Annotated in this window: 18 protein-coding genes; 15 read left to right on the forward strand and 3 right to left on the reverse strand. The window is 63.2% G+C overall.

All coding sequences use genetic code 11. From position 1 onward, the window contains the following. Positions 1-81 precede the first annotated feature (81 nt). Both I6F31_RS25130 and I6F31_RS25135 read left to right on the forward strand, forming a co-directional pair. Positions 82-1,059, forward strand: a complete 978-nt coding sequence (locus I6F31_RS25130) for an AraC family transcriptional regulator (protein WP_057030069.1) — start codon at positions 82-84, stop codon at positions 1,057-1,059. 282 nt (positions 1,060-1,341) lie between these two features. Further along, complete coding sequence (locus I6F31_RS25135; protein ID WP_225186283.1) at positions 1,342-2,028, forward strand: hypothetical protein; 687 nt, start codon at positions 1,342-1,344, stop codon at positions 2,026-2,028. Positions 2,029-2,138: 110 nt separating this feature from the next. Here the strand turns inward: I6F31_RS25135 and I6F31_RS25140 are convergent, their stop codons facing one another. Next, positions 2,139-2,384, reverse strand: coding sequence for a hypothetical protein (locus tag I6F31_RS25140; RefSeq protein WP_225186284.1), 246 nt, complete (start codon positions 2,382-2,384; stop codon positions 2,139-2,141). A 347-nt stretch (positions 2,385-2,731) separates the two neighbouring features. Here I6F31_RS25140 and I6F31_RS25145 point away from each other — a divergent pair, with 347 nt between their 5' ends. Next, complete coding sequence (locus I6F31_RS25145; RefSeq protein WP_036005710.1) at positions 2,732-3,175, forward strand: SRPBCC family protein; 444 nt, start codon at positions 2,732-2,734, stop codon at positions 3,173-3,175. A gap of 151 nt (positions 3,176-3,326) precedes the next feature. Beyond that, positions 3,327-3,905 carry a cytochrome c gene (locus I6F31_RS25150; RefSeq protein WP_225186285.1) on the forward strand — a complete coding sequence of 193 codons (579 nt, stop codon included), beginning with the start codon at positions 3,327-3,329 and terminating at the stop codon, positions 3,903-3,905. A 41-nt stretch (positions 3,906-3,946) separates the two neighbouring features. Here I6F31_RS25150 and I6F31_RS25155 read toward each other — a convergent pair whose 3' ends face one another. Continuing rightward, the gene (locus I6F31_RS25155; RefSeq protein ID WP_109144352.1) at positions 3,947-5,272 is read right to left on the reverse strand and encodes an Hsp70 family protein; all 1,326 of its coding nucleotides are present in this window, start codon (positions 5,270-5,272) and stop codon (positions 3,947-3,949) included. Between the two features lie 123 nt (positions 5,273-5,395). Continuing rightward, a complete protein-coding gene (gene zigA / locus I6F31_RS25160) occupies positions 5,396-6,601 on the reverse strand; it encodes a zinc metallochaperone GTPase ZigA (protein WP_225186286.1) in 1,206 nt (401 codons plus the stop codon). Between the two features lie 263 nt (positions 6,602-6,864). Here zigA and I6F31_RS25165 point away from each other — a divergent pair, with 263 nt between their 5' ends. From I6F31_RS25165 to I6F31_RS25215, 11 genes are all read left to right on the forward strand, one after another. Beyond that, positions 6,865-7,002, forward strand: coding sequence for a hypothetical protein (locus tag I6F31_RS25165; protein ID WP_167361641.1), 138 nt, complete (start codon positions 6,865-6,867; stop codon positions 7,000-7,002). Between the two features lie 468 nt (positions 7,003-7,470). Further along, positions 7,471-8,475, forward strand: coding sequence for a tripartite tricarboxylate transporter substrate-binding protein (locus tag I6F31_RS25170; RefSeq protein ID WP_036023325.1), 1,005 nt, complete (start codon positions 7,471-7,473; stop codon positions 8,473-8,475). A gap of 85 nt (positions 8,476-8,560) precedes the next feature. Further along, positions 8,561-9,058, forward strand: a complete 498-nt coding sequence (locus I6F31_RS25175) for a tripartite tricarboxylate transporter TctB family protein (protein ID WP_036005718.1) — start codon at positions 8,561-8,563, stop codon at positions 9,056-9,058. 42 nt (positions 9,059-9,100) lie between these two features. Then, positions 9,101-10,600, forward strand: a complete 1,500-nt coding sequence (locus I6F31_RS25180; protein ID WP_225186287.1) for a tripartite tricarboxylate transporter permease — start codon at positions 9,101-9,103, stop codon at positions 10,598-10,600. Positions 10,601-11,008: 408 nt separating this feature from the next. Further along, complete coding sequence (gene oxlT, locus I6F31_RS25185) at positions 11,009-12,301, forward strand: oxalate/formate MFS antiporter (protein WP_036005723.1); 1,293 nt, start codon at positions 11,009-11,011, stop codon at positions 12,299-12,301. A 244-nt stretch (positions 12,302-12,545) separates the two neighbouring features. Beyond that, positions 12,546-13,868, forward strand: coding sequence for an oxalate/formate MFS antiporter (gene oxlT / locus I6F31_RS25190; protein ID WP_225186288.1), 1,323 nt, complete (start codon positions 12,546-12,548; stop codon positions 13,866-13,868). A gap of 175 nt (positions 13,869-14,043) precedes the next feature. After that, on the forward strand, positions 14,044-14,472 hold the full coding sequence (locus tag I6F31_RS25195; RefSeq protein WP_036005729.1) for a CBS domain-containing protein: 429 nt from the start codon (positions 14,044-14,046) through the stop codon (positions 14,470-14,472). 177 nt (positions 14,473-14,649) lie between these two features. After that, positions 14,650-15,669, forward strand: a complete 1,020-nt coding sequence (locus I6F31_RS25200; protein WP_225186289.1) for a 2-dehydropantoate 2-reductase — start codon at positions 14,650-14,652, stop codon at positions 15,667-15,669. Beyond that, complete coding sequence (locus tag I6F31_RS25205) at positions 15,669-16,451, forward strand: fumarylacetoacetate hydrolase family protein (RefSeq protein WP_225139463.1); 783 nt, start codon at positions 15,669-15,671, stop codon at positions 16,449-16,451. The genes I6F31_RS25200 and I6F31_RS25205 overlap by 1 nt, the downstream gene beginning before the upstream one ends. 562 nt (positions 16,452-17,013) lie before the next feature. Continuing rightward, positions 17,014-17,217 (forward strand): hypothetical protein, encoded by a 204-nt coding sequence (locus I6F31_RS25210; protein ID WP_036005927.1) that lies wholly within the window; start codon positions 17,014-17,016, stop codon positions 17,215-17,217. A gap of 54 nt (positions 17,218-17,271) precedes the next feature. Continuing rightward, positions 17,272-17,934 (forward strand): hypothetical protein, encoded by a 663-nt coding sequence (locus I6F31_RS25215; protein WP_109144355.1) that lies wholly within the window; start codon positions 17,272-17,274, stop codon positions 17,932-17,934. The last annotated feature ends 36 nt before the right edge of the window (positions 17,935-17,970 follow it).

Genomic DNA, 17,970 nt, shown 5'->3' on the forward strand with positions numbered 1-17,970 from the left:
CGCTTTACCGCACACGTAGTGCTTGCGCCGCGATAAACTCTGCGGCGGTATCACGTTACACCTGAACTTTGCCGTGCAACGATGTCCAAGGTCGTATTCGCTTCGGATCAGCTTCCCGCGCATCTTGACGAAGGTGCGCGCCAGCGGCTGTGGCTCGACCTGTTCACCGACCATTTGTGCGCGGCGGACATTTCGTTCTTTCCCGATGCGCCGTTTTATTCGCGGTCCGAATTCCTGAAACTCGGCGATATCGCGGTCACCCAGCTTGAGGCTAATATTCAGACGGCAGTGCGTACCCAGCGTCACGTCGAAGCGGATACGCGCGGCGACTACATCATCGGCACCACGTTCAACGGTGTGAGTACGCTGATCAGGCAGGAAGGCCGCGAAGCCATTCGCGGCGCGGGGGAGGCGATGCTCTATACCAACGCCGCGCCGATCGCGTCGCAACTTGATGGGCCGATCGCCTTTCGCGGCATCACCGTGCCGCGCGCGCTGCTGGCCGAGCGGCTGCCGAATTTCGAGGACCTTGCCTTGACGCCGTTGGCTGCATCGCCCGCCTTGCGTCACCTGGAGCGCTATCTCGCCATCGTCATCGACTCCGATATCGATGCCGACCTTGTGCTGAAGGAGAACATCAGTACGCATCTCATCGATCTGGTCGCGCTGGTCCTCGGCGCCCGCGGCGATTCAGCCGAACTTGCGACGCGCCGCGGGTTGCGTGCCGCGCGGCTGCAGGACGTGATCGCGAATATCAGGACGCGTTTCGCTGATGCGTCGTTTTCGCCGAGCGAACTTGCACTCAAGTTAGGGCTTTCGCCGCGTTACGTCCAGGAACTGCTCCAGGAGACCGGATCGAGCTTTACCGAACGTGTCACCGAGCTGCGACTGCAGAAGGCACGAAAGATGCTGCTCGATTCGCGCTACAACCGATCGAAGATCAGCGATATCGCCTATGCCTGCGGCTTCAACGAGGTGTCCTACTTCAACCGCTGTTTCCGCCGCCGCTTCGGAACTTCGCCGAGGCATTATCGCCGCGATGTCGGCGAGCCGATGTGATCGGACGCGCAGTCCCGCGATCCGCTGGCTCGCGTCCACCACGCACCATGATCGCCTCCGATCGCGTCGTGGCTGCGGCTTGCCAGGCGGAGACACCTTGCCGCCGCTGTTGGTGTTGAGGCAAAGTGTCCGCAAGAAAGTCAGGGCTATCGCATATGACTAGTGGCGGCCTGCGCGCACTCCGCCCTCATCCTGAGAGCCCGCCTAAGCGGGCGTCTCGAAGGATGGCCGCAAGGAGAAGCTTTCAAATGCGATAGCCCCGCGCAAGGCAGGGAGGTCAGCATGTCACTGCTCGGCAAGGCCGCCGTCGCGATGTGGTGGAGCGTCCGCCCGGAGCAGCGCAGCGAGTTCGGCGACTGGCATTCGCATGAGCACTTTCCCGAGCGGATGAGCATTCCCGGCTTTCGCCGGGGTTCGCGCTGGACCAGCGCGACGGATGCCGAGGGCTTCTTCGTGCTCTACGACCTCGAGCACTACGGCGTTCTCGCGTCGAAGGGCTATCTCGACCGGCTCAATGCGCCGACACCGTGGTCGACAAAGATGATGCCGCATCATCTCGGCATGGTGCGCAGCCAGTGCCGGATCGCCGCGAGCTTTGGCGGCGGCATCGCAGGCGCGCTCGCCACCATCAGGCTGTCGCCGCTCAACGGACGGGCCGCCGAGCTACAGGCCCACCTTCTCGATACGCTTGGCGCCCTTGCCTCGAAGCCGGGGCTGACGGGCGCCCACCTCCTCCTGACCGATACGCCCAAGACGAGTTCGCCCACCACTGAACAGCAAATCCGCGGCAATGACGGTGCCGCCGACTGGATCATTCTGGTGTCAGGTTACGATATCGATATGGTTGACGCTGTCATCGCCGGACAGCTCTCGCCGCCATCGCTTCAAAGAGCGGGCGCGCAGGATGGTCCGACGCCAGGTCGTTACAGGTTGGCGTTCACAATGACACCGAATGACGTTGCGGCTTAGGCCGAGCCGATCAAAGAGCGTGCCGCTGCTCCGCGAAGAGCTTCTTTGCAACGGCATGAAGTTTGCGCCCATCGTTTGGTCGTAGACCGAACAATGAGCGCCTCCTGAACTCATTTGGGCGTCGAGCTCTTCTTGGAGGATTGTCCGCCAGGGGTGCTGCTGCCCGAGCCGTCCGTGGTGCCGGTCGACGAGGTCCCGGTCGTCATGCTGCCTTTGGATTTGTCATTGTTCTTCGTGGTGTCGCTTGTTCCGCCCACCCCGGATTGCGCGCCTCCCTGTTGCTGACTGGGTTGCGCCATTGCGGTGGATCCCATGATCGAGGCGATCACTGCGCCCAGCATGAGCTTCTTGATCATCTGACTGTCTCCTGTTCTGATCGCGAACAACACGTCGCAACGCTCCGTGTTCCTCACCTGCAGTGGTTAAACCTGGAGTCTCCACGTCGTCATGGCGGGACTTGTCCCGCATGACGACCTCTGGTGAATGTGCAAATGCGATACCCCTTTGCGCAGAAGGGACGTGCATCGGGCCCTGAGAGCAAGGGCGGACAAGTCAGGCGATTGGCGGGCTCGCGAGGTTGACCGCCCCTGCGACAAATAATCTGCAAGACTCCTGTCGGATCGGCGGCTTGCCCGTCGTCCTCGTGACATGAATGGGCCATAGAGGCCAGCTCGGGCCCATCAATCATCGAAGGATAACAACCATGCCCAATACCGTCCGCCTGCACCGCGTTCTCGCCACCAGCCCGGAGAAGGTCTATCGCGCCTTCCTGGAAGCCGATGCGATGGCGAAATGGCTTCCGCCGAACGGCTTTACCTGCACCGTGCATCATTTCGAGCCCAAGGTCGGCGGCACGTTCAAGATGTCGTTCCGGAACTTCACGACGGGCAACAGCCATTCGTTCGGCGGCGAATATCTCGAGCTCGTGCCGGGCGAACGTCTCCGCTACACCGACAGATTCGACGACCCCAACCTGCCCGGCGAAATCCAGGTGACCGTGATCCTGAAGAAAGTCTCGGTCGGCACCGAGATCGACATCACGCAGGCCGGTATCCCCGACGTCATTCCACCGGAGGCGTGCTATCTCGGCTGGCAGGAATCGCTGCGTAATCTGGCCAAGCTCGTCGAGCCGGAGATCAATGAATAGCGGTCAGTATCTTAGGGTGGGCAAAGCGACTTGTCCGCCGTAGCTCGACGAGCGAAGGCGGAAGCGTGCCCACCAACGGTCTCTCAACCTCGCAAAGATGGTGGGCACGGCGCGAAGAGCGCGCCTTTGCCCACCCTACGGCACTTGCCAGATGGCGCGCACGGCGGAGCGCGCCTTTGCCCACGCGGCGGCACTGGTGTGCGGTCTTGATATGCATCAAGCCGTCAAGACGGCGAAGCGGCTAGGAGCAGAAGTCTTCCCTGCGCGCGTCGGAGGCGAAATGATGCGATCTGCTGTCGAATGGTTGATCATTGCCGGTGTTGCCGCCGGTTTCGTCACCGCGGCCAAGGGCGAAGACGTCGATATCGGCAAGGCGGAATTTCAGTCTTCGTGCGCGAGCTGTCATGGCGCCGATGCAAGGGGCAGCGGACCCGTCAGCAACCAGCTCAAGATCCGGCCTTCCGACTTGACCATGTTGACCAAGAACAACAACGGGGTGTTTCCCACCAACGCCGTTTACGAAACCATATACGGGTCGAAATCGGTTCCGGCGCACGGCACCCGTGAAATGCCGATCTGGGGCGAGCGGTTCAACCCCATCGTCAACCTGCCTCACGCCGTCGATTCCTATTACTGGCAAAAGGCAGGGCCGCAGCAGAACCCGGAGGTCGTCGTGCGGACTCGCATTCTCGCGGTGATCGACTACCTGAACCGAATTCAGCAGAAATAGCGATCGAACAGCGTCGCCGCACAGACGCCGAACGCCGCCTGCTATGCCTTCGCGGCAGGCCCTCCGCCTGCCGTCCAGCGCTCGGGATCCGGACTGTGCCCGATCAGCGCCAGGCCATAGGCGATCGACTCGAACTGGTCGCCGGACATCAGGCGCTCGTTGCCGAAGCGGTCGGCGAACAATTTTCGGACCGCAGGCACAAACGAGGTGCCGCCGGTCAGAAACACCTTCTCCACCTCGCGCGAGGCGATGCGGGCCTCGGCCAGCACCTTGTCGACGGTGGCACCTAACCGGGCGATGTCGTCGGCAATCCAGGCTTCGAATTTCTTCCGCGTGATGGCCGCGCCGATGTCGACGCCGCCGCCCCTAAAGCGGAAGTCCACCTCGTCCTGCGCCGAGAGCGCCACCTTGGCGTCGGACACCGCGCGGTAAAGCGCAAAGCCGAGGTCGAGATCGACGATAGTGATGAAGTCCTCGAGCAGCTCGGGCTTCAGCGCGGTGCGCGCGAGCTCGCGGAGCTCGCGCAGATCGCCGTTGCTCTTCATCATCGCGAGCTGATGCCAGCGCGCCAGGTTCGTGTAGTGCCCGGTCGGGACCGGCAGCACCTTGTCGAACGAGCGGAAGCTGGAGCCCTTGCCGAGCCGCGGCGACACGATGTGGTCGACGATGCGATAGTCGAAGGTGTCGCCGGCAACGCCGATACCGGCATGACCGAGCGGCTCGGCTCGAAGAACGCCGCCCGCGCGCGAGAAACGCATCACGGAAAAGTCGCTGGTGCCGCCGCCGAAATCGGCCACCAGCACGGTGGCATCGCGCTCCAGCCTGCGGGCAAACGAGAACGCCGCGCCCACGGGCTCGTAGACATAGCGCGCGTGGCCGGCGCCCAAGCGCTCGAACGCGGCGCGGTAGCGCTGCATCGCCAGCGCCTCGTCGGGATTGCCGCCGGCAAAGCGCACAGGGCGGCCGACCGTGATGTTCGCCGCCTCGAAGCCGAACTTGTCCCCGCCATGGCGCGCCAGCGTGCGCAGGAACGCCGCCAGGATGTCCTCGAATTTGTAGCGCTGCCGGAAGACTTGCGTGGTGTTGAAGCTCGAGCTCGCTGCGAAGGTCTTGAACGATTGCAGGAAGCGGTAGACGTGGCGTCCTTCGAGAAACTGCTCGATCGCCCATGGCCCGCCCTCGGCCTGGGCACCGGCGCCCGGCCGGTCCTCCCAGAAGCACAGGGCCGACACGTAGACGCTGTGGCGCTGCCCGCCATGGTCGAAGCGAATGGCTTCGACCCGGCGGTCGTCCGCCGCCAGCGCAACAACCGTGTTGCTCGTGCCAAAATCGATGCCGATCGAGACGGCGGGCGAGGCGCTCGACATGAACCACTCTGAATGATGCTTGGAAAGGGGGCAGAGCACTAACGGCTTTGCCGTCCCCTTGCAAGACCTGGTCCGAGATGGTCGAGCCCGGACCTCACGTCGCGTGGCTGGCAGGCACGTCGATCAGTTGGACTGATCGCCTCGACGCCAGGCCGGAAACGGATCGGCGAGAGCGGACCATGCGGCGATGTCCATGGTGGACGTATCAGGGACAAGGCATGCGTCCAGCCTGCCACGGATCTCGGCCTCGTCCATGCCAGTGCCGATGAACACAATCTCCTGGCGACGATCGCCGTACAGCTTGTCCCAATACTGGCCGAGCCGCTTGCGCCAGGCCTCATCGTTCGGCCACCGCTCCTTTGGAACGCTCGCCCACCAGAACCCCAGCGCTTCGGTCCTCACAATCGCTCCCGCCTGGCTGATCTCGCCAATCCATTGCGGCCTCGTCGCCAGCCAGAAATGACCCTTCGCCCGGATCACGCCTGGCCAGGATGCCTTGACGAACTTGTCGAACTTCGCCGGATCGAACGGCCGGCGGGCGCGGTAGACGAAGTTCTTCACGCCATATTCCTGCGTTTCAGGCACGTGGTCGGCGAAACCATAGAGCTCCTTGTACCAGAGCGGATGCTGCTGGGCCTTCTCGAAGTCGAACCGGCCGGTGTTGAGCACGCGGTCGAACGGCACGCGGCTGTGATTGGCCTCGATGGTGTCGGCTTCGGGATTCAACGAGCGGATGATCTGCCGTGCCGCCTCGCGCTGTTGCGGCGAGGCATCGTCCACCTTGTTGAGGACGATCACGTCGGCGAACTCGATCTGCTCCACGAGGAGATCGACCAGCGTCCGCTTGTCGCCGTCCAGCGCCTCGCCGCGCTCGCCGAGGAACTCGGTCGAGGAATAGTCCTTCAGCAGGTTGGCGGCGTCGACCACCGTCACCATCGTGTCCAGGTAAGCGATGTCGGAGAGGCTTTCGCCCTCTTCCGAGCGGAAATCGAACGTCGCTGCGACCGGGAGCGGCTCCGAAATGCCCGTCGATTCGATCAGCAGATAATCGAAGCGCCCGCTTTCGGCGAGCGCACGTACTTCCCTCAGGAGATCGTCGCGCAGGGTGCAGCAGATGCAACCGTTGGTCATCTCCACCAGTTTCTCATCAGTCCGCGAGAGGTTGGCACCACCATCGCGGACCAGGTCCGCATCGATGTTCACCTCGCTCATGTCGTTCACGATTACCGCCACTTTCAAGCGGTGCCGATTGTTCAGGACGTGATTCAGCAAAGTGGTCTTTCCAGCCCCGAGGAAGCCGGACAAGACGGTAACGGGGAGTTTGGGCATGGAGATCGAACAGCCTCTTGAGGGGATGGGCCGAGGACGACGAGACACGGCATCTCACTATGTAATGTTATAACATTACATTCTCTGTTCGACCTGACCCGTGTCAAGGCGCTCGGCCCGCCCGGGGTTCACCGCCTATGCCGCAATGCGGAAGAAAGAATGCTGCTATGCAAACAAGAGCATGGACGCTGGCATCTGGCATACATAGATTGTTCCCAGAAATGAGACAGCAAGACTGACTGTTCTCAAGAAAGGGATTTCCGATGTCCAAGACCGCTTCCGTCGCTCTTGCGCCCTCCTCCTCGCTGTTCGCCCGCCTGATGGCCGCGATCGACGGCTTACTGCTGGCGAGCGCCGAAATCTCCAATCGCAACGGGGACTTGCCGCGTTTCGGCCTGTAAGAAGGCCTTCGCTGCCTCACCGAACGGGCGACGGCACAGAAGCCAAAAACACGGTGTTTGACCAAATGGCCCCGCCTGTCGGGGCCATTTCTGTTTGGCAGCGCCCTCCCACGCAGGCGAGCGCAACTGCGACGATTAGTCCGCCGAGGCCAACCGACGATTCCGGTTGTTTGTCTACTGGCATTTCGCATACCATCCATTCAAACAAGAACGGTTGCACGATTCAAAAGTGTAAGGACGGGGAAGCGTAACGCAGGACGGAAGGCCGAGTGGCATGTTTGCCGCGCCCTTGGCGAAGCCTTAGCCGAAAGATGCGGATGCCGCGCGTTATCCCTGCTCATACAGTTTCTATCGGGACTGCCATGGGTGCTAGACCGCAAGGGTAAACCCGGGGCATGTGACTCGGGATGGGCTGACGCAAGCCGACAAAGAGCGGCTGCGTTGAGGGTTCGACAGGGAGTGAACAAGATGAAGCCATTCGTTCTGAATGTCGCGTTGGCGGCAATGGTGATGTCGTGCGCGAGCAGCACCGCAAGCCGTGCCGCCTGGGAGCCGGTCCGTCCGGTCGAGTTCATCGTGCCCGCGGGCACCGGCGGCGGCGCCGACCAGATGGCGCGCACCATCCAGGGCATCGTCACCAAGCACAATCTGATGAAGCAGCCGCTGGTCGTCATCAACAAGGCCGGCGGCGCAGGCGGTGAAGGCTTCCTCGATGTGAAGACGTCGGCGAACAATCCGCACAAGATCATCATCACGCTGTCGAACCTGTTCACGACGCCGCTGGCGACGGGCATCCCCTTCAACTGGAAGGATTTGACTCCGGTCGCGATGCTGGCGCTCGACGAGTTCGTGCTCTGGGTCAATGCCGAGAAGCCGTACAGCTCCGTCAAGGACTATGTCGAGGCCGCGAAGAAGGCACCAAGCGGCACGTTCAAGATGGGCGGCACCGGGTCCAAGCAGGAAGACCAGATCATCACGGTCGGGATCGAGAAGGCCATCGACGCCAAGTTCACCTACATTCCCTACAAGGGCGGCGGCGAAGTCGCGGTGCAGCTGGTCGGCAACCACGTCGATTCGACCGTCAACAACCCGATCGAGGCGGTCGCGCAATGGCGCGGCGGCAAGCTCCGTCCGCTCTGCGTGTTCGACGCCCAGCCGATGGCCTATGACGAGCCGATCGCCGACGGCAAGGCCTGGAAGGACATTCCGACCTGCAAGTCGCAGGGCCTTGCGATGGAATATCTCATGCTGCGCGGTATCTTCATGTCGCCCAAGGCCACGAAGGACCAGGTCGAATATTACGTCGAGCTGTTCAAGAAGGTGCGCGCCACGCCGGAATGGCAGGAGTTCATGAAGAGCGGCGCCTTCAACACGACCTTCCTGACCGGCGCCGATTACGCCAAGTGGATCGAGGCGGAGGAGAAGCGGCACGAAAGCCTGATGAAGGAAGCCGGCTTCCTCGCATCGAATTGAGCCTGGCATCGATGACGGCCGAGGATGCTGCGCGTCCTCGCGCCGGCAGCGACTGCGAAAGACTGCATTTCCGCCTGGAGGCCTCATGACTGAACGATCCCGAGCCGAATCCGGCCCCGCCCACAAGACGCTGGAAATCGGCATGGGGCTGCTGATCGGCGTGTTCGGCCTCATCGTGATCTTCGGCAGCCTCAAGGCCGGCATCAATTGGGGCCCGGAGGGGCCGCGCGCCGGTTTTTTCCCGTTCTATATCGGCGCGGCCATCGTCGCGGCGAGTGCGATCAACGTCTGGAACGCGCAGCGCGACGACGACGGACGGTTGTTCGCCGAATGGGGGCAGCTGCGCCAGGTCATGAGCGTCGTGGTGCCGACCGCCATCTACGTCGGCACAATGCCGTTCATCGGCCTTTACGTCGGCTCGATGCTCTTCATCGCCTGGTTCATGCGCTGGCTCGGCGGCTATCGCTGGCTGACCGTCGCAGCGGTGGCGGTCGGCATGCCGGTCGTGACTTACCTCGTTTTCGAGCGCTGGTTCCTCGTCCCTCTGCCCAAGGGGCCGCTCGAGGAATGGCTCGGCCTGTGAGACCCATCCACCCATTCAATTGCTGCTGCAGGACGTTTTGACATGGAAGAGTTGGCCAATCTGTTTCACGGCTTCGCGGTCGCCCTGCAGCCCTACAACATCATGCTGATGGTGATCGGCATCACGCTCGGCGTCCTCATCGGCGTGCTGCCGGGGCTCGGGGGCGCCAACGGCGTCGCGATCCTGCTTCCGCTGACCTTCAGCATGCCGCCGACATCGGCCATCATCATGCTGTCCTGCATCTATTGGGGCGCATTGTTCGGGGGAGCCATCACCTCGATTCTGTTCAACATCCCTGGCGAGCCATGGTCGGTGGCGACCACCTTCGACGGCTATCCGATGGCCCAGCAGGGCAAGCCCGGCGAGGCCCTGACGGCGGCCTTTACCTCCTCCTTCGTCGGCGCGCTGTTTGCCGTCGTCATGATCACGCTGGTTGCGCCGCTCGTCGCGGGCTTTGCGCTTCGATTTGGGCCGGCGGAGAAGTTCGCGGTGTATTTCCTCGCCTTCTGCTCCTTCGTCGGCCTCAGCAAGGAGCCGCCGTTCAAGACCATCGCCGCAATGATGATCGGCTTTGCGCTCGCGGCCGTCGGACTGGACTCGATCACCGGACAATTGCGGCTGACCTTCGGCATCACCGAACTGCTCAACGGCTTCGACTTCCTGATCGCCGTGATCGGCCTGTTCGGCATCGGCGAGATCCTGCTGACCATGGAGGAAGGGCTCGCCTTCCGCGGCGGCAAAGCCAGCATCAACCTTCGTGTCGTGCTCCAGACCTGGCGCGAGTTGCCCGCCTATTGGTTGACATCGCTGCGGTCCTGCCTGATCGGCTGCTGGATGGGCGTCACCCCGGCCGGCGCGACGCCTGCTTCCTTCATGAGCTACGGCATCGCCAAGCGGCTGGCGCGACGCGGCAACAATTTCGGCAAGGGCGAGATCGAGGGCGTGATCGCGCCGGAGACGGCCGCACATGCCGCCGGCACCGCGGCGCTGCTGCCGATGCTGTCGCTCGGCGTGCCGGGCTCGCCGACCGCCGCCGTGCTGCTCGGCGGCCTCTTGATCTGGGGCCTGCAGCCTGGCCCGATGCTGTTCGTCGAGCAGAAGGAATTCGTCTGGGGCCTGATCGCCTCGATGTATCTCGGCAATCTCGTCGGGCTCATCGTCGTACTCACCTGCGTGCCGATCTTCGCCGCGATCCTGCGCGTACCCTTCGGCATCATCGCGCCGTTGATCCTGGTGCTCTGCGCGATCGGCGCCTATTCGGTGCACAACAGCACCTTCGACGTGATGCTGATGTTGGTGTTCGGCGTGATCGGCTATCTCTTGAAGAAGTGCAATTACCCGCTCGCGCCGCTGGTGCTCGCCATCGTGCTCGGCGACAAGGCCGAGGAAGCCTTCCGACAATCGCTGCTGGGCTCGCAAGGATCGCTCGGGGTGTTCTTCTCCAACGGCCTCGTCAGCACCATCATGGCGCTCGGCTTGGTCGCCCTGTTCTGGTCCGCGATCCAGGAAGGCTACAGCCGGCTGCGCACGTCGATGGCGTGAGGCGGGATCTGCGCAATCCGCATCGGTACCGACGCCAAATTGCCGCACTCCAGACTTCTGGAATATAGAATTCCAGAGATTGCGCCGTCCCCCGCCGACGGCGCCTCGGCGCACGCGACCAATGCAGGCCTGCAAGAACGCCAAGTGCATAGGCTTTCAACAACGCCCCGCGACGTCGCCGATCCGAGATAAAGCGCTGTAAAAACAGCCTCTTAGCTTTAATCAACTGCAATCGCCGCCATCACGCCGACGCGATCGGGCTTTACATTTCCGCGCTCATAGCGCATGTGAACAAGCCCGCGCTATTTCGCCGCACCCTCCCGTCCTCGCTTGAATCTTGGCATATTGCATACCAGAGTGCGCGCCAGCGCATGCATAAAAATGATGGCGCGTTTGGGAGGGTTTTTGATGACGGACATGGTGCAGTCGGCAGCAGCGGCCCCGAGTGCCGCGCGCGTAAGCGATGCCTATCGCTGGGCGCAATTGGCGATCGGTGTGGCGGCGATGGTGATGATCGCCAACTACCAATATGGCTGGACGTTCTTCGTCCCCGACATCCAGAAGACGTTCGGCTGGGATCGTGCCTCGATCCAATGGGCCTTCACGCTCTTCGTGTTGTTCGAGACCTGGCTGGTGCCGGTTGAAGGATGGTTCGTCGACAAATACGGCCCGCGCATCGTGGTGCTGGTCGGCGGCGTGCTCTGCGCTATCGGCTGGGCGATCAACGCGCAGGCGACCTCGCTGAACGGCTACTATCTCGGCATGATCATCGCAGGCATCGGCGCCGGCGGCGTCTACGGCACCTGCGTCGGCAACGCGCTGAAATGGTTTCCGGACAAGCGCGGTCTTGCGGCCGGCATCACGGCGGCCGGCTTCGGGGCAGGCTCCGCGCTGACCGTGGCGCCGATCCAGGCCATGATCAAGGACAGCGGATTCCAGACCACCTTCCTCTATTTCGGCCTCGGGCAAGGCATCATCATCTGCCTCCTCGCCTTCTTCCTGCTCGCGCCGAAAGCGGGCCAGGTGCCGCACGTGGTGGCGAATGCCAATATCATCCAGACCCGGCGCAACTATCAGCCGACCGAAGTGCTGCGCCAGCCGATCTTCTGGCTGATGTACTTCATGTTCGTGATCGTCGGCGCGGGTGGACTGATGGTCACCGCGAACCTGAAGCCGATCGCGGTTGACTGGAAGGTCGACAGCGTCCCGGTCACGCTGATGGCGGTGACGATGACGGCGGTGACCTTCGCGGCCACGATCGACCGCGTGCTCAACGGCCTGACGCGTCCGTTCTTCGGCTGGATCTCCGACATGATCGGCCGCGAGAACACGATGTTCATCGCCTTCGGCATGGAAGGGTTCGGCATCTGGATGCTCTACCTCTGGGGTCACGATCCGGTCTGGTTCGTGCTGCTCTCGGGCTTCGTGTTCTTCGCCTGGGGTGAGATCTACTCGCTATTCCCCTCGACCTGCACCGACACGTTCGGCACCAAGTTCGCGACCACCAATGCCGGCCTGCTCTACACCGCGAAGGGCACCGCCGCGCTGCTGGTGCCGATCGCCAACTACATGCAGCAGACATCGGGGACCTGGGACAGCGTGTTCATCATCGCGGCCGGCGCCAACATCCTGGCTTCGGTGCTGGCGATCGCGGTGCTCAAGCCCTGGCGCAAGGTCGTGGTCGCGAAATCGACGATCTGACCGGCGATACAATTCAGCAAGCACGACGCCCGGCCTCACGGCCGGGCGTTTTTCTTTGGCGATCGTCGCATCGCCTCGCCGGGGCGCGGGCGGAGCCACCAAGAAGTGACAAGTTAGGGCTTGCAATCTGGAATATCGTATACCAATCTCCGCGTCGCGCCTGCGACGATAAGCCACAATACTCGCGACACCAGGTCGTCTTGCGATCCTGTGTCACGGACAATCAGGCGCTGGGAGGTTCTCGATGATTTCCAGCCCGGACGGCGCCGTCACCGTCGCGCCGCTTCGCACCGGTTTCCGCTGGCTCCAGCTCGGCATGGGCATCGTCTGCATGGCGATGATCGCCAATCTGCAATATGGCTGGACGCTGTTCGTCGATCCAATCGATGCCGCCCACCACTGGGGGCGCACTGCGATCCAGCTCGCCTTCACCATCTTCGTCGTCACCGAGACCTGGCTGGTGCCGGTCGAGGCCTGGTTCGTCGACAAATACGGCCCGCGCATCGTCATCATGTTCGGCGGCGTGATGATCGCACTGTCCTGGATCCTCAACGCCTCCGCTGACAGCCTCACCCTGCTCTATGCGGCGGCGATCGTCGGCGGCATGGGCGCGGGTGCCGTGTACGGCACCTGCGTCGGCAACGCGCTGAAATGGTTTCCCGACCGCCGCGGCCTCGCGGCGGGCGCGACCGCCGCCGGCTTCGGCGCAGGGGCCGCGATCACCATCGTGCCGATCGCGAGCATGATCGCCTCGAGCGGCTATCAGCACGCCTTCCTCACCTTCGGCATCGCCCAGGGCCTCGTCGTGTTCGTGCTCGCCTTCTTCATCCAGCCGCCGCGCCTCTCCATTCCGCCGAAGAAGAAGCAGCTCAATTTGCCGCAGACCAGGATCGATTTCACCCCGCCGCAAGTGCTGCGCAGCCCTGTTTTCTGGGCGATGTATCTCGTCTTCGTCATGGTCGCTTCCGGCGGACTGATGACTGCGGCGCAGATCGCCCCGATCGCACACGACTTCAAGATCGCCGACAAGCCGGTGACGCTCGCCGGCTTCCAGATGGCGGCGCTGACCTTCGCGATCTCGCTCGACCGCATCTTCGACGGATTAGGGCGACCCTTCTTCGGCTGGGTCTCCGACACGATCGGCCGCGAGCCCACCATGTTCATCGCCTTCGGCACCGCGGCCTTGATGCTGCTGACGCTCTCGGCCTATGGCCAGGTGCCTGTCGTCTTCGTGCTGGCCACCGCGGTTTATTTCGGCGTGTTCGGCGAGATCTATTCGCTGTTCCCCGCGACCTGCGGCGACACCTTCGGTGCGAAGTTCGCAACCACCAACAACGGCATGCTCTACACCGCGAAGGGCACGGCTTCCCTGCTCGTCCCGCTCGCGAGCGTGATCTCGACCGCCTATGGCTGGAAGGCCGTGTTCGTGCTGGCGGTGGCGCTGAATGCCATGGCGGCGCTGATGGCGCTGCTCGTGATCAAGCCGCTGCGCCGCGCCTTCATCCACGGCCAGGAAGCCGAGCGCACGGACAAAGCGACCGGCACTGCCAAGACCGAGACGGCGTGAGCGGCTGAACCTTGCCGGCTTGCGAAGGGGCGCAGCGATGCGCCCCTTTCTTTTTGGGGCACGGCGATAATGTCAGTACGCCTGTCGCAAGATTTTTCGGATCCGCCAAATCCAGCGCTTGACGATTGGCATTATGTATACCACACTTCCTCACTACTCACCCAGGGAGGTTGCAATGCTGGTCGGAGACATTCTGCGCAAGAAGACGCCGCGCGTTGTCACGGTGCGTATGAACGAAACGGTGGGGATCGCGGCCAAGCTGATGCGCGCCAACAATATCAGCGCGCTGGTGGTCAAGGATGTGGTCCGCTCCGAGGGCAACACCGCGGTCGGCATGTTCACCGAGCGCGACGTGGTGCGCGCCGTCGCCGAGCACGGCGCGGGCGCCGTCAACGTCAAGGTCTCCCAGCTGGTCTCGGTGCAGCAGCTGGTGTCCTGCACCTCCACCGACACGATCGAGCACGTCCGGCATCTGATGAACCGTCATCATATCCGCCATCTGCCCGTGATCGACGATTACAGCCTCGTCTCCGTCATCAGCATGCGCGACATCGCCGCGGCGATGGACGAGGCGCTCAACGGCACGCCGCAAGCGGCGGCTTAAATGATCCGGAAAAGCGCGCAGCGGTTTTCCGACAAGATCATGCTCAAACAATAGACTAAAGCGCATCGCGCTTTAGAGCGGCAAAACTTCCCCCTGCGACTGCCGGCCCCGGCTCGGATCCTTCCGAGCCGGACCGGATCTTTCGTCCCAAAATCCGTCTCTGCTCGCGAGGATTTCATGAAGATCTGCATCTACGGCGCCGGCGCGATCGGCGGATATCTCGGGGTTCAGCTCGGGCGCGCGGGCGCCGACGTCAGCCTGATCGCACGCGGCGCGCACCTTGCCGCCATGCGCGAGCGCGGCCTGACGCTGCTCGCGGGCGAGGAAAAGCACACCGTTCATCCGCGCTGCACCGATGACCCCACCGAGCTCGGCGTGCAGGACTTCATCATCATCACGCTGAAGGCCCATTCGATCACCGGCGTAATCGAAAAGATGCAGCCGCTGCTCGGGCCTCACACCCGCATCGTCACCGCCGTCAACGGCATTCCCTATTGGTACTTCTACAAGCACGGCGGCCAATACGAGAACTCGACGCTGGAGAGCATCGATCCCGGCGGCCGGCAGTGGGGTGAGCTGGGGGCCGAGCGCGCCATCGGCTGCATCGTCTATCCCGCCACCGAGATCGAGGCGCCCGGCGTGATCCGCCACGTCTACGGCAACAACTTTCCGCTCGGCGAGCCCTCGGGCGAGATCACCTCCGACGTGCAGCGCCTCGCCGATCTCTTCGCCGCCGCCGGCCTGAAGGCTCCCGTGCTCGACCGCATCCGCGACGAGATCTGGCTGAAGCTCTGGGGCAATGTCTGCTTCAACCCGATCAGTGCGCTGACCCACGCCACGCTCGACGTGATCTGCACCGATCCCGCCACGCGCGCGCTGTCGCGCGCGATCATGGTGGAGACGCAAGCCATCGCCGAGACCTTCGGCGTCAAGTTCCGCGTCGACGTCGAGCGCCGCATCGAGGGGGCGCGCAAGGTTGGCGCGCACAAGACCTCGATGCTGCAGGATCTCGAGCGCGGCCGCCCGATGGAGATCGATCCGCTCGTCACCGTGGTGCAGGAGATGGGCCGGCTCACCGGCATCGCCACGCCCGCGCTCGATTCGGTGCTGGCCATGGTGACGCAGCGCGCCCGCATCGCCGGCCTCTATGACGGCGTCTCGACACCGGCTGATCCGCGCGCACTGGCGGTGGCGTGATGACGAGCGTGACCAAATGGCTGCGCTTCCGCCATGCCGGGACGACGGGCTTCGGCACGCTGACGTCCTCCGGCATCACCGTGCACGAGGGCGACATGTTCGGTCGCAACGCCGCAACGGGCAAGATTTTGGCGCTCTCGGAGGTCGAGCTGCTTGCGCCCTGCGTGCCCAGCAAGATCGTCGCGCTCTGGAATAATTTCCACGCGCTCGCGGCCAAGCTGAACCAGCCTGAACCGCCGGAGCCGCTGTACCTGCTCAAGGCCACCACCAGCATCGCCGCACCCGGCGCCGTGATCCGCCGCCCCTCTTATTACGACGGCAAGACCACCTATGAGGGCGAGCTCGGCATTGTCATCAGCAGGACCTGCGCCCGTGTCTCGCCAGATGAGGCCGACGGCTACATCTTCGGCTACACCTGCGTCAACGACATTACCGCCAACGACATCCTGACGCGCGACCCCACCTTCGCCCAATGGGCCCGCGCCAAGGGCATCGACGATTACGGTCCGTTCGGCCCTGTGATCGCGACCGGTCTCGATCCAGCAAAACTCACGGTTCGCACCATCCTCAACGGCGCGGAGCGGCAGAACTACCCGATCTCGGACATGATCTTCAGCGCGCAGGAGCTGGTGAGCAGGATCTCCCACGACATGACCCTCTCGCCCGGCGACCTCATCGCGGTCGGCACCTCGGTCGGCGTCGGCGTGATGAAGGAGCCCGTCAACACGGTGACCGTCGCGATCGACGGCATCGGCGAGCTCACCAACGAGTTTCGGCTGTAGACTTTTTCGCCGCCGCAGAGCAGCAAAATTGATCTGGCGCAAACCCGCCGTCGCGGCCAAGGCTACCCTCCCCGGCAAAAGATTGATTTCTGATGCAAGGGAGGACGCACATGTCGAATGCCGGCAACGCACTGCTGTGGACCGTGCTGTACTTCGCTCTCTCGTTCGCCGCGATCTTCGTGGTCTGGTTCGCCGATAGGATTCGGTCGAACTTGCTCGGGAAGCGATAGCCCCAGGGCACGTTGCTTCGTCCTAGCGCTGGCGGCTGGCCTGGGTGCAAGCGGGCCGGCACAGGGACGTGGGCGCCACCTCGCATCTTCCCGCAGCGCCTGGCGTTGACGGAATCCCGGTGCTGCGCGCTCCCGGCAAGCCCAGCGGGCCCCTGTCGGCACCAAGGGTCGGTCGCGCTCCGAAACATCCAGACACATCACATCTCCGCGCGCCCGAGCAATGCCGCCAACATGTCCCGTGCGCGCCGCAACTTGGACGCATTCGGCCGCCCTTTTGGGAGGCGTGTCTGGGGGCACGGCATGACCGTGTTTGGACCAAACCTTCTAGGGGTATCGCTGTGAAGAAGATTGTATTTGCTCTGGGTGCCACGCTTGCTTTTGCGACGGCTGCAAACGCTGCAGATCTGCCGCGCCGGCAGCCGGTGCCAGCCTATCCGGGCGAGCAGGCGCCAATCGGCAAGATGCCGATCGGCAAGAGCCCGATTGGAAAGGCCCCGATCGGCAAGGCGCCGGGCCCGGTCGCCGCGCGCTACTGACGCGCAGCGAAATACGCGTCAGACATTTGCGCTCAATGGTCGAGGGGGAATAGCGTGACGAACAAAGCTGGTCGATCGGGATCCTGCATCCTCGCGGGCTTCGCTCTTGCGGCTATGCTCTCATGCACGACGCCCTCGGCCTCAGCCCATGAGACCGACAAGCAGACCGACAGGCGCGTTGCCGATGCGAACGCGCTTGCTACGACCGACACCGCCCCGCGGCCACAGCCGCAATCGACGCGGCGCTCGGTCGCGCGTGCGGAGAAAGGCCCCTATTACGTCGACTTCCGCGCCCGCACGGCTGCGAGCTGGGGCCATGCCTTCGTCTGGTACGGCAAGACCAGCGAGAAGGCCGTCGAGGTTGCGGGCCTGACGCCGGCGGGCGATACGCTCGCTTACGTGCTCGGTCACATCACCTTTGTGCCATCCGAGACCGGCGCCAGCTACGGCGATCTCGATCCGGAATATCTCACCGCGAGCTATCGGGTCTACCTGAACGAAGCCGACGCCAAGCGCGTGTTCGCCTACATCAAGGAGTTGCAGGCCAGCTCTCCAGTTTGGAATGCCGAGACCATAAACTGTACCGGCTTCATCGGCGACATCGCGGAGTTCATGGGATTGAAGGTCCCCCATCGCTGGCAGCGCCCGGAAAACTTCGTCAACAGCCTCAAGGAAATCAACGGCGGGCGCCAGATGGTGCGGCTGTCGGCGAAGTAGCTTTTCGCCCCATACTCGGTGTCATTGCCCGCGGAG

This window comes from Bradyrhizobium sp. NBAIM01 (genome assembly GCF_020194115.1).
Taxonomy (GTDB): Bacteria; Pseudomonadota; Alphaproteobacteria; order Rhizobiales; family Xanthobacteraceae; genus Bradyrhizobium; species Bradyrhizobium yuanmingense.